Here is a 12249-nt window from a genome sequence, read left to right on the forward strand (position 1 = left end):
TCTGAATGACGAACCCTGCGCCGGTTGACCTTGATGATGTAATCTCCCAGGTAGAGCAGTATTATACGCAGAAACTTCGTCGATTTGGCCCGACGCCTTTGGGAGTCGACTGGAGCTGCATGCCGACACAAGCGCTGCGGTTTCGAAAACTTCTCACGCTTTGCAACTTCGATGTCGCATTCTCCCTCAATGACATCGGTTGCGGATACGGCGCTCTTCTCGATTACATCGCACTCTATCATCCTCAGAGTTCAATCGACTATCTCGGAATTGACGTGTCGCCTGCAATGGTTCGCAGCGCAAGAAAGCGTCGTTCCGGAGAGTTGATCCAGTTTCATCGTGGCAGAGAGAGCCCTCGCCCGGCGGATTACAGCATTGCAAGCGGAATATTCAATGTGATGCTCGATCAGCCGATCGCGGTTTGGGAGCGTCTCATCGAGACGACCCTACTCCATCTCAGCGCAACCAGCCGCAAAGGCTTTGCCGTGAACTTCGTATACCAGCCTGCACCTGGTGAAAGTGCGAGATCCGGTCTCTATTGTGCAAATCCGCTGCGATGGATCGAGTTCTGCGAGAAGCGTCTCGGCTCTGAAGTATCCATCATCGACGGCTACGGGATGAGTGAATTCACACTTCTCGTCAGACCCTCAAGGGATCGGCACGACTGATGATCTGGGCTTCACTCCCGTAATTTTTGTTGACCGATCAGTGGATATCGCTCGAGATTGGATCCCTGCACTCAGGAGCTCTTGATCAACAGCTTGTCCCAGCTGGTCCTCAACCACGGCTCGAGAACAGTTGCGCCGGTCATCTGAATCAACGCCTCGGCCCTCTCGTAGCAGTGTGCTGCGTCCTGACGACGGGCATTGCCGAACTGTTCGATCAAGGCGTCCCCGGCAACGATCCAGGCGCGGCACTCCGGGAGGCGGGTCGCGCGATCCTGCGATAGGCTGATCGTGCGCTCTGCCGTCAGACAGGCCTCTCCGTATTGTCCCGCATGAGCCTGGCATTCGGCCAGACTGGCCATCATGTCCGGCTCGTAATCCAAGGCTGCTCTTGCTGCGTGCATGAAGTTCAGCCCCTCTTCTAAGTCCTGAATTGCCCCTTTCGCATCTCCCGCAAGCCCCTTAGCCATCGCCGTGCATGCATATGCAAACACCTTCAAGTAAGGTGTGCCGTGGCGCCCTGCGAGTTGGCTCACGCGGGTCGCGTGGAATTGGGCCAGATCGGCATTTCCTGTCAGCCACGCGAGATCGACATAACCAAGGTGGCTGATGAATTGGACTGTCGGATCGATCAGTCCATCCTCGATTGCAAGCATATGGTCGAGCCATGCTCTTCCTTCATCGCTGCGATTGAGATGGATCAGAATCCTCGCTCTCAAGCTGAGTGTCCAATGCTCGACGCTGTAACCCAGGAAGCGGTTCTCGAAGTCCTGTACGTATTGCAGCAGGGACAAGGCGCGATCATTGGCCTCGAGAGCCTCATTGAAGAGGCCTGCCCAGCCATAGGCTTGGCTCAATGAGGCATAGAGCGTCGCTGCCCGGCTTTGATCGGCCGCGCCATCCACTATTGCCAGTGCGTCCTTGACACGCGCAACGTAATGGTCCGCCGCCCCGCCACTTGCGCCACTGATCCTGGCCTCTACAAAAAGAAGCAGAGGAACCATCGTATCATCCGTCTTCTTCGCGACGGTTAGAGCTTCCTGGATGTAGGGAGCGGCGTCCTTGGCCCCCATTCCCTCGCGCCACCCGAGCCATGCGATCTGAGCGCTCGAGAGGACAAGCAAAGCATTATTCTTCGCGGACGGGCTCTGAGCATGGACCAGACGGTGTACGACTTGCCACTGCCGAATCGCCTGAGCCGGGTGCATCGACCCGATCCACTCCGCCGCTTTGCTGGCGTATTCGGCGGCCTTCGAAAGTATGCCCGCAGCTTCGTAGTGGAAGCTGATGAGGCCCGCCACCTCATCCTGCCGCTCGGCGAAATAGCTTGCCAAGGCAGGAGCGACGAAGGCATGCAGTCTTCTTCTGCGGGCTTTCAGCTGGCTCGAATAGGCCACCTCCTGAATGAGCGGGTGACGAAAGGAATAGTAGCGACCGTCCGGCCTGTTCTGGTCCTGCAGGAGTTCGACGGTGCATAGCCGGAGGAGCGCCGGCATGATATCAGTATCCTGCTCCTGTGCGCTCACTGCCTCCAAAACTGCATACGGCACCTCTTTCCCGATAACCGACGCCATCTGCAGAAGTGTTCGATCGAAGGACGGAAGCCTGTCAATTCGTTCGCCGATGACGGCCTGAAGCGTCACCGGGAGCGGATTGTCGTTGATCTCGCCACCAAGACGATAATCTCCAGGCTTGCCGATCAGAACTTGGCTTTCAATCAAAGAATGAATGATCTCTTCGGCAAAGAACGGATTGCCGCCGGACCGCTCCACGATTCGATCCCGTACGTCCGCGAGATCTGTATGAGATCCAATGACGGACGTAACGAATCCATCCATTTGACCGCTATCAAGATCTTTCAGCTCCAGAAGATGGAAACCGTCTCGATCGGTCCAGGGCGCCCGATAGGTGGGCCGGTAATTGACGATCATCAGGGCATGGGAGCCGATAATCGAATCCCAGAACGTTTCCAGGAAGGTCTCGCTTGCGTCGTCCAGCCAATGGAGATCCTCCAATATGATGACATAAGGGTTGGAGGCGCGCCCCCGGATCAGCCAGGAGATAGTATCAAGAAGCGCCGCATGACGAATTTTCGGAGTCATCGCCGGCACCGAACTGCTCTCGGCCACACCAAGAAAATCGCAGAGGATCTGCAATGCGTTCTCCGGAGGAGAACCCAGCTTCTCCAGGCCGACCGCGACTTGGCTTCGCGCCGAGACGGGATCATTTCCTGACGAGATCCCGAGCAATAACCGCACGACTTCGAGAATAGGTTGGATCGGAGCGGCTTTTCCATAAGGCTGAGCTCTGACTTCGACTACCGGGATGTGATCTCTCCGACATCGTTCGGCAAACTCGTAGCAAAGTCTCGATTTTCCACTTCCGGCTGAACCGCAAATCCCGACGACATGACTTCCCCCCCGAAGAGCTGCCTGCAAGGATGATTCCAGGTCTATCATTTCCTGCTCACGGGCCTGGAACAGCGTGAGGTTCGAATTCTTGAAACGCTCTTCGGATGTGGACAGCTGTAAGCCAATGAGCTCATAAATGGTTATGTCATGTGACAGACCCCGGAGGCTGCGGCGCCCGATCATTCGGACGGAGCAATATCGCTCGATAAGGTGATAGCAATCTTCACTGAGATAAATCGCCCCTGGCTCGGCCAGGGACTGCACCCGGTTGGCGATATGGATGGCGACCCCATAGGCCTCTCGTTCGTTGATCGGTCCCGAAAATTTCGTCTCGGAAACGATCAATCCGGAATGCAGACCGATTCTGACGGCCGCCGCCCCAAACGCCTCTTTGATCCCCGATTGAATCGCCAGAGCAGCCTGGCATGCCAACAATGCATGTCCCTCCTGGACATGCGGCGCGCCAAAGAGGGCCATTATACCGTCACCTAATGTATGGATGACAGTGCCGCTGAAACGTTCCACGGCTTGGCGCATGAGCGAAACAGCTGGCGCCAGACGCCTCATAGCTTGCTCAGGATCGAGATTTGAAACTAGTTCGGTCGAAGCGACGATATCTGCAAAGAGGATGGTGACCGGCTTGAACTCCTCCGTGCTCTCAAGCTCCGTCGCAGAGACCTCCGATGCCAGAGCATCCAGGACAAGGGGCGCTCCACACTGGCTGCAAAACCGTGCATTGTCCGGACTAGGTTGTGCACAGCGTGGACAGTTCATTGCCAGTCTCAGTTCAGCACCGTCCTGTTGTGGCACCAGTCCATTATTTAACGGGATGTTGCGGGCATAATGCAAGCTGCGCGTCGATGCACACGGGAACCCTGAGACACCGTTCTAAACAGATTATCGACTTAACTGATATAACATCAAAATGAGTGAGCTGTTGATCGCCCCGCTGACAACACGGAGAAAACAGGCTCTCGGAAGAACCTTTTTCATGTTTGGGCTGCGTATCATTCCCAACTGGTTGAGCCCCTGTTGTTTCGTCGGGATGGGAGCGATTCCCGAGGGCCGTCATAATGGAGTGTCCTCGTTCGATTATTTTGCTTAGCCTTGCATCCGCCCGATTCACCGCCCACATTGACATGGCCTAGGAGTCCGGGCCCCTCTGGCGAGCGGGTCGCCGCTCGCGATGTCGGACGCCTCTCTTGCCCTTGCGCCGACGAGCGCTCCCGCAACTGGTGGATCCATCGTGGACTACATGGTTTTCCGAACACGAACAACAAGCACCCGTTCTGGCGGTTTTCTGTCTGTTCTGGTGAGGATGTTGGCCGTCCTTGCCGCAGGTATTGCCCTGCTGGCGATGATGTTAATCGGGCTCTTCGTCGTGCTCCCTCTCCTGCTCGCAGGCGGCACGGCATTGTATATCTACCTTCGCCGCCGCGTACGTCGCGCCCAAAGCCGGCCGCAGGATGATGTCATCGACGCGGAATACACAGTCATTGAGCGTCAATAGACTCACGCCTATCAAGGCTTTCCATCCTGCCTGACCAGATTCGTCGTTTCCACGCATCGATAAACTGATGTTAACGGCGTCGGATGAAACTTCCTGGGCAGATCCGCTCGATGCCGGGCCTACCCAGACGGGCCTTCTCCGACATGATGCCGCCACCCGATACCAAAGACCGTCACGTCTCTAATCGACAGGGGGCGCTCTTTGCCTTGGCTGACATGGTGCTCGTCGTCACATCGATGGGAGTGATCAAGCAGACTGGCGCGACATTTCCTGCGATCCAGCTAGTGTTCTTCCGCGCCGTCGTCGGGCTCCTGCTCATTGCCCCGCTCATATGGCGCTATCGCTCCGACGTGTTCAACAGCCGGCAGGTGACGGGGCATCTTGGAAGGGTGCTTTGCAGCACGTTGGCCCTGAGCTGCAATTATGCCGCCACCGCCGCCCTGCCTTTGACGCTCGTCACCGTGATCGGGTTCACCCGACCTTTCGCCATTCTGGCGCTTGCCGCATTAATATTGGGAGAGCGCATTCTACGCCGGCACTGGATATCGACTGTCATCTGCTTCGTCAGCGTGCTGTTCATTGTGAAGCCCGGCTCGATGAGCTGGGACTGGGGTCTGCTTGCTGCTCTAGGGATGGTCCTATTCGGCTCCCTGAGCGTCATTCAGACCCGCCGACTTACAGGAGAACACGCGGTCGTCCTGATGGTCTTCTACACCATCGGCCTCGCCATCCTGACGGCCATCCCGGCGGCTATAGTCTGGGTGCCCCCTGGACTGAACGACCTGCCGGCTTTCCTCATCATCGGCGTGCTCGCCCAAGTGGGCCAATTCTGCTTCCTGCGCTCTCACCAACTGGCAGAGGCGAGCGTCCTGGCTCCCCTCAGCTATGTCGTGATCGTCTTCTCCTCCATCGCCGACTATCTCTACTTCGGCATCGTCCCGACGCCTTCCCTCGTCGTGGGCAGCATGGTGATTGGCTCGGCTGCCTTTCTTGGAACCCAAGCCAGCGGATTGCGACGCTAGGCCATTCTATCGCCGGGATACATCCACCCGGCGATGCCTTAGCGTCTTGCAGTCCTCATGCAAAAATTTGCATTTGCATGACGATTGCAACTCACTCCCCTATGCGCAACAAATTCATGCAACGACTAGAAAGTGGGGAGGACATGACGAGAGTAAGCCTCAGCCGTCGTCCACGCCAGACGGACATCGCCCGCTTTGCCGGCGTCTCCGTGAGCACCGTATCGCGTGTTCTCGCAAATGAGCCTGGCATCAGCACGAATGTACGGGATCAGGTGATCCGGATAGCCTCCGAACTCGGTTATAACATCCGCCCGGTGCCGAGTGCCCAGCCTCAGAATCAGCGATCCGTTGCGCTCATCCCGGTCGATCAGGCAACAGGCGGCCTTGGAGTCTTCTATGAGGGAATTCTGAGCGGCTTGCGGGGGGCCGCAACCCGTTCGGGCGGCACTCTCGTGCCACGCCTGGTCCGGTCATCTTCCCTGAAAGCGCCCGAACTGAAGCAAACCCTGTCGGAGACCGACGCCACGGGCATCTTCCTGGTTGGCATCGATCCACCGGAGGATCTGTGCGGCTGGCTCATTGAATCACAAATTCCGACCGTCTGGGTCAACGGCAACGACCCTGACCTTCAGTTCGATTGCGTATCGCCCGCCAACTTCTACGGGGCCCGCCTTGCGACCCGGCATCTCATTGATGCGGGCCACCAGCGGATCCTCCATTTCACGATGTCCCATCGCCACACGATCCGGGAGCGCGTACGCGGTTTCGAGGCGGCGGCTGCGAAGGGTGGCGTGACGGCGCGCATTGTCCACCTGCCGTCCGCATCTCGGACCAGCACGGAGGCCTGCGAAGCGATGGAGGCGGTTCTCCTCGAGAACCAGGGCTTCACGGCGGCCTTCTGCATGAACGACATGATGGCAGTCGGCGTCATGGAAGCTGTCACCAATCACCATCTCTCGATTCCTCACGACTTCGCCGTTATGGGGTTCGACGACCTGCCCTGCGCATCCATGACCATGCCGCGCCTGACCACCATGCACGTGGACCGGGAAGCCATCGGCCAGGAGGCCTATCACCTCATGCAGCGTCGCATCACCGATCCCGGCGCAGAGCCGCGCAAGGTCGAACTGGCCGTCAGACTGGTCGAAGGCGCGACGGTGTGGGCTCATTCCAGGCAGGTCCAAGATGGAGAGCCCTCGGCATGACCTATGCCCCCGTTCATGCCAGTCCCCTCGCCGGCAACCCGCTCAAGACAAGGGGAGATGTCGAAAAGGCGCTTCTGGATCTCTTCGACCCTCTCCTGCCGGCCTTCTCGGAAGGAGGCGCCCGGGTAAGCCTCAGCGCCACAGCCGCCCATTTCGATCAGGCCGCCGCCGATCTGGAAGGCATTGCACGGCCGCTCTGGGGCTTGGCGCCCTATGCCGCCGGCGGTGGAGCCTTCCCGCATTGGCCTCTCTACGCGAAAGGGCTCGCCAACGGGACGGATCCCGAGCATCCCGAGTACTGGGGCAAGGTCACTGACCGGGACCAGAGGATGGTCGAACTGGCGGCGCTCGGCTTTGCGCTCCGCCTGATCCCCCAGCACCTCTGGGATCCCCTGGACAAACGGGCACGGAGGAACGTGGCAACCTATCTGCTGGAAGCACGCCTCCACCAGTTCGCCGACAACAACTGGAAGTTCTTCCGGGTAATGATCGATCTCGGTCTCGAGCGGATCGGGATAGACTTCGACCGAACGCTTACTGAGCAATATCTTCAGGAACTCGAGGCCTTCTACCTGGGAGATGGATGGTACCGGGACGGCAATGTCCCTCGTGTCGATCATTACATCCCCTTCGCCATGCATTTCTATGGGCTGATCTACGCCGCCCTGGCGACGACCGACGAGGAGCGGAAGCTTCGGTTCCGGGAATGGGCGCGCCTGTTCGCTCCCAACATTCGGCATTGGTTCGCGGATGACGGCGGTGCGCTCGTCTTCGGCCGGAGCATGACCTACCGCTTCGCCTGCGCCGGCTTCTGGGCCGCGCTGGCCTTTGCCGACGAGGAGGCGCTGCCCTGGGGTGAAGTGAAGGGCTACTACCTCCGCCACCTGCGGTGGTGGGCCCGGCATCCCGTCGCCGACCGAAACGGCGTCCTCACGGTCGGGTTCGGGTACGCCAATCTGCTCATGTCCGAGAATTACAATTCGGCGGGCTCTCCCTATTGGGCCTTCAAGGCCTTCCTGCCCCTTGCGCTGCCCCCGTCGCACCCGTTCTGGACGGCGGAGGAAACGCCCGCTCCCGTCTTCTCGGAGCCGTCACCCCAGCCCCAGCCGGGCATGGTGATGATGCACATGCCCGGGAACGTCGTCGCGTTGTCGTCGGGTCAGGAAAACCTCCAGATGCGGTTCGGCAGCGAGAAATACGCCAAGTTCGTCTATTCCTCGCGCTATGCCTTCAGCGTCGAGAGCGATGAACGCATCTTCGAGGGAGCGGCCCTGGACGGGGTGCTCGCCTTCAGCGACGACGGCCGGCATTTCCGTGTCCGGGAGACCAATGAAGAGGCTCGCATGGCCGGGAATGTCCTGTATGCCCGCTGGCGTCCCTGGTCCGATGTCGAGGTGGAGACATGGCTCCTCCCGGCCAATCCCTGGCATGTCCGTGTCCACCGGATCAGAACACCGCGTCCGCTGAGCACGGCCGAGGGCGGCTTTGCGATTCCCCGGGCGGACGCCTACCGGAAGCTGGAGCGGGTCGAGGAACGAAACGGCACCGCCCTGGTGATCGGTGCGGCCGATTTCAGCGGCATCGCGGATCTGGGATCCACCGTCGGGCGCCGTGGTATCGCGCTGAAAGCCCCTCCCAACACCAACCTCCTGTATCCCAAGACCTTCGTGCCTCAACTCCGTGGCGAAATCCCAAGCGGAGAAACGGTTCTGATGACGGCGGCGGTCGCGTTGACCGATCGGTTCGATGTGGCGGCGATTTGGAAGGACATTCCACCGGCACCGGCAATCGACGAGCTGGAGGCTCTCATGTCACGGGACAGCCGCCGCGTCGGCGCCATCGCCTGGAGAATGGCGCCATGACCCGTCCGTACAGCGTCGCCTTCGCCATGGATCCTGCCCGTACGGAAGGTGTCCTTACGTCAGAGTTGCTCGACCGGCTGGCACGATCCTGCACCATCCTCGCGCCAGGTCCCCTCCGGTCCTTTACTCAAGGGCATGCTCCCGAGATTCTTCGGCGCACGGACATCCTGATCACCTGCTGGGGCTGTCCCGCCATCGGGCGGGACATTCTGGAAGCGGCACCGCAACTGAAGCTGATCGCCCACGCGGCGGGAACCGTGAAAGGGTTCCTGTCTCCGGATGTTCTCGAGGCCGGGATCGTGGTCACTCACGCGGCGGAGGCGAATGCCATCCCGGTGGCCGAGTTCACGCTCGCGGCGATCATCTTCGCCAACAAGCAGGTCTTCCGCTTCCGCGACATCTACCGCGCCGACCGAAACCGCACCCGCGTGTTCCCCCTGACATCCCGGCCGGTCGGAAACTTCCACCGGACGATCGGCATCGTCGGAGCCTCGCGCATCGGGCGCCGGGTCATCGAGCTGCTGGATCCCTTCGCTTTCAAGGTCCTTCTCCACGATCCGTATGTCAGCCCGCGCGACGCCGCCGCTCTCGGCGTGGAGAGCGTTTCGCTGGAAGAGTTGATGCGGCGCTCGGATGTCGTTTCCATTCATGCCCCCGCCCTTCCCTCGACGCAGGGAATGATCGATCGCGGGCAACTGGCGCTCATGCGCGACGGGGCCACGCTCATCAACACGGCGCGCGGCATCATCGTCGACCAGCAAGACCTCATCGATGAGCTGCGCACGGGCCGCATCGATGCGATCATCGACGTCACCCATCCGGAAGTCCCGGAGGAATCCTCCGCCCTCTACGACTTGCCCAACGTCTTCCTCACACCCCATATCGCCGGCGCCATCGGCAATGAACGGGAGCTGCTCGGCGAATACGTCGTGGAAGAAATCGAGCGGTTCGTCCAAGGACATCCGTTGCGCTCCACCATCACTCCCGCGGCGCTGGAGACGATGGCATGACGTCGTTCCGGCCCGGCCTCTGCTCCGTCACGTTCCGCAAGCTTGCGCCCAGGACCATCGTCAGGCTTGCGGCGGAATGCGGCATCGAAGGGATCGAATGGGCGGGCGATGTGCATGTTCCTCCCGGTCAACTCGACTTTGCACGCCATGTTCGGCGCCTGACCGAAGACGCGGGCCTCTCGGTGATCTCCTACGGATCCTACATCGCACCGCCGAGCGACGACGAGACTGCCTTCGCCACCGCCCTCGAAACCGCGCAGGCCCTCGGCGCTCCGAACATCCGCATCTGGCCCGGCTCGCGCAACCGCGATTCCGCCACCTATTCTCAGCAGGAGCGCGAGCACGCCGCGTCGCTGATCCGGCGCATGGCGAGGCTGGCGGATTCCGCATCCGTGACCATCGGCCTCGAATACCACCCGAATTCCCTCACCGATGATCTCGCCTCGGCCCGACGTCTCATGGAACAGATCGGCGATCCCAATGTGTTTCTGTACTGGCAGCCGCGACCCGGCCTGCCTCTCGACGAAGCCCTCGACGAGCTCCGCACGATCGGACCCGAGACATCGCACGTCCATGTCTTCGCGTGGGACCGGGAGAAGAGCCGCTATCCGCTGTCGGACCAGCGAACCTACTGGACGAGGCTCCTGATGGACGCTCCGGCGACACGCTGGCCGGGAGACCGTTTCGCCATGCTGGAATTCGTCCGCGACGACAGCCCCGAACAGTTCCGGCTCGATGCAGCCGTGTTTTGCCAAATGTTGGAAGAAGCGCGGGACCGCCCGGCCGGTGCGGCCCGACTTCTATAACAACACTCGCGGCGGGGCGCGCTTCTCGCCCCCTCGCGAAGAACAAATCGAGAAGCGAATGGGAGGAAGCCATGAAGACTGATCTCAATCGTCGTACCCTGCTGAAATCCGCTCTCGCACTCGGCGGCGCCGCTGCCGTCAACGCCCCGGGCATGAGCTGGGCACAAGGAGAAGCCGCGCGGCTGCGCTGCACCTGGTGGGGATCCCCCGACCGGGCGCGACGCACCACCGACGTGGGCAAGCTGTTCACGGAGCGCACCGGCATCGAGATCGCCGGCGAGCCGGTTGGCGCCGATTACTGGGCGAAAATCGGCACGCAGATGGCGGGACGCAACATCGCCGACGTGTTCCAGCTCGAGCCGAGCAGCCTCGCCGATTATGCCGGGCGCGGCGCCGCGAAGCCCATGGACGAATTCGTCGGCAAGCAGCTCGACATCTCCAGCTTCGGCGAAAAGATGGTCGATCTGTGCCGGGCCAACGGCAAGATCTACGGGGTTGCGCTGGGCCTCAATTCGTTCTCCCTCTTCTACGACCAGACGGTCTTCGAGAAGGCCGGCATCAAGCCGCCGACGCACGAGACCACCTGGAAGGAGTTTGCCGACACGGCGGTCGATCTCACCAAGGCGGTGGGACGTCCCGACTATTGGGGCGCTCCCTACGGCGCCCGCTATCACTACGTGTTCGACGTCTGGCTCCGTCAGCGGGGCAAGCGCCTTTATACGGAGAATGCAAAGCTCGGCTTCACCGTGGACGATGCAAAGGAGTGGTTCAGCTACTGGGAGGATCTGCGCAAGCGCAACGGCTGCGTACCCGCGGACGTGCAGACGCTCGACCAGGCTCAGATCGAGCGCAACGCCCTGGCTCTAGGCAAGTCGGCCATGGGTCTCACCTACTCGAACCAGCTCATCGGCTACCAGCTTCTCACCAAGAACAAGCTCGGGATCACCATGGTGCCGCAGGCGGGCGCCGGGGCGAAATCCGGCCATTATTACCGTCCGGCGCTGATCTGGAGCATCGGCTCCACGACCAAGAATGCGGACAAGGCGGCGGCCTTCATCAGCTTCTTCGTCAACGACATGGAAGCGGGCAAGATCCTCGGCGTCGAACGCGGCGTGCCGATGTCGCCCAAGGTGCGCGAGGCCATCCTGCCCAGCCTGAACGAGGTCGAGCGCGCGACGGTGGATTACGTGAACCTCCTGGCCGACAAGGTCAGCGATTATCCTCCGCCGGTGCCGATCGGAGCCGTCGAGTTCGACAACAACGTCATGCGCAAGGTGGCCGATCAGGTGGCCTTCGGTCAGATCTCGATCGCCGACGCGGCCCACCGCCTGCTGGAGGACGGCAACGCAGTTCTGCGGAGGGTGAACTAGCGCATCGTTCCGCACCACGCGTCAGCGACCCTCGTCCCGCGATCCCGGATGCACCACGGCGCATCCGGGACATCACCTCCCCGGGATACTACCCGCCCGGCAATGAAACCCGCTCGGGTGACCACGCACCACGTCATGGCCGGGCTTGACCCGGCCATCCCGACCCGTGAGGCGCGGCGCTTTTCGAGCCGGGATCACCGGCACAAGGCCGGTGATGACGTAGAGGGAGGGTTAAAGCGCTTTTGATCTGGACTTGAATCCATTCGGGTGGGCTGTGCGTTGACAGGCATATGGCCCGGGAGGCAAGCCATGCCCCAGCCCTATTCCGCTGATCTGCGTGCGCGTGTTCTGGTCGCCGGTGCGCGCGGCGACCTTCCTCAAGTTGAGA

At 60.8% G+C, this 12249-nt stretch carries 9 protein-coding genes; 8 read left to right on the forward strand and 1 reads right to left on the reverse strand.

Annotated features, from left to right (window positions below; all coding sequences use genetic code 11):
- The first annotated feature begins 5 nt into the window (after window positions 1–5).
- Window positions 6–668 carry a trans-aconitate 2-methyltransferase gene (locus KHP60_RS03355; protein WP_213562151.1) on the forward strand — a complete coding sequence of 221 codons (663 nt, stop codon included), beginning with the start codon at window positions 6–8 and terminating at the stop codon, window positions 666–668.
- A gap of 71 nt (window positions 669–739) precedes the next feature.
- Here KHP60_RS03355 and KHP60_RS03360 read toward each other — a convergent pair whose 3' ends face one another.
- Window positions 740–3925 (reverse strand): adenylate/guanylate cyclase domain-containing protein, encoded by a 3186-nt coding sequence (locus KHP60_RS03360; RefSeq protein WP_213562152.1) that lies wholly within the window; start codon window positions 3923–3925, stop codon window positions 740–742.
- Window positions 3926–4322: 397 nt separating this feature from the next.
- On the opposite strand from KHP60_RS03360, the gene KHP60_RS03365 reads away from it, so the two are divergent.
- The 7 genes from KHP60_RS03365 to KHP60_RS03395 all read left to right on the forward strand — a co-directional run bounded on the left by KHP60_RS03365 (window position 4323) and on the right by KHP60_RS03395 (window position 11861).
- Window positions 4323–4586: a hypothetical protein gene (locus tag KHP60_RS03365; RefSeq protein ID WP_213562153.1), complete on the forward strand. Its 264-nt coding sequence runs from the start codon at window positions 4323–4325 to the stop codon at window positions 4584–4586.
- Window positions 4587–4696: 110 nt separating this feature from the next.
- Entirely contained in the window at window positions 4697–5608 is a 912-nt protein-coding gene (locus KHP60_RS03370; protein ID WP_249688459.1) for a DMT family transporter, read from the forward strand.
- Window positions 5609–5751: 143 nt separating this feature from the next.
- Window positions 5752–6813 (forward strand): LacI family DNA-binding transcriptional regulator, encoded by a 1062-nt coding sequence (locus tag KHP60_RS03375; protein WP_213562154.1) that lies wholly within the window; start codon window positions 5752–5754, stop codon window positions 6811–6813.
- Window positions 6810–8675: a DUF2264 domain-containing protein gene (locus KHP60_RS03380; RefSeq protein ID WP_213562155.1), complete on the forward strand. Its 1866-nt coding sequence runs from the start codon at window positions 6810–6812 to the stop codon at window positions 8673–8675. The genes KHP60_RS03375 and KHP60_RS03380 overlap by 4 nt, the downstream gene beginning before the upstream one ends.
- A complete protein-coding gene (locus tag KHP60_RS03385) occupies window positions 8672–9685 on the forward strand; it encodes a hydroxyacid dehydrogenase (RefSeq protein ID WP_213562156.1) in 1014 nt (337 codons plus the stop codon). Before KHP60_RS03380 ends, KHP60_RS03385 begins: the two co-directional genes overlap by 4 nt.
- The gene (locus tag KHP60_RS03390; protein ID WP_213562157.1) at window positions 9682–10491 is read left to right on the forward strand and encodes a sugar phosphate isomerase/epimerase; all 810 of its coding nucleotides are present in this window, start codon (window positions 9682–9684) and stop codon (window positions 10489–10491) included. The genes KHP60_RS03385 and KHP60_RS03390 overlap by 4 nt, the downstream gene beginning before the upstream one ends.
- 71 nt (window positions 10492–10562) lie before the next feature.
- Window positions 10563–11861, forward strand: coding sequence for an ABC transporter substrate-binding protein (locus KHP60_RS03395; protein WP_213562158.1), 1299 nt, complete (start codon window positions 10563–10565; stop codon window positions 11859–11861).
- The last annotated feature ends 388 nt before the right edge of the window (window positions 11862–12249 follow it).

Origin of the sequence: Microvirga sp. 3-52 (genome assembly GCF_018383585.1) — a bacterium.
Classification (GTDB): Bacteria; Pseudomonadota; Alphaproteobacteria; order Rhizobiales; family Beijerinckiaceae; genus Microvirga.

What these genes read in the sequence shown, in the direction of transcription:
- KHP60_RS03355 (WP_213562151.1), top strand. Translation starts at nt 6, where the DNA reads ATGACGAACCCTGCGCCGGTTGACCTTGATGATGTAATCTCCCAGGTA.
- KHP60_RS03370 (WP_249688459.1), top strand. Translation starts at nt 4,697, where the DNA reads ATGCCGGGCCTACCCAGACGGGCCTTCTCCGACATGATGCCGCCACCC.
- KHP60_RS03375 (WP_213562154.1), top strand. Translation starts at nt 5,752, where the DNA reads ATGACGAGAGTAAGCCTCAGCCGTCGTCCACGCCAGACGGACATCGCC.
- KHP60_RS03380 (WP_213562155.1), top strand. Translation starts at nt 6,810, where the DNA reads ATGACCTATGCCCCCGTTCATGCCAGTCCCCTCGCCGGCAACCCGCTC.
- KHP60_RS03385 (WP_213562156.1), top strand. Translation starts at nt 8,672, where the DNA reads ATGACCCGTCCGTACAGCGTCGCCTTCGCCATGGATCCTGCCCGTACG.
- KHP60_RS03390 (WP_213562157.1), top strand. Translation starts at nt 9,682, where the DNA reads ATGACGTCGTTCCGGCCCGGCCTCTGCTCCGTCACGTTCCGCAAGCTT.
- KHP60_RS03395 (WP_213562158.1), top strand. Translation starts at nt 10,563, where the DNA reads ATGAAGACTGATCTCAATCGTCGTACCCTGCTGAAATCCGCTCTCGCA.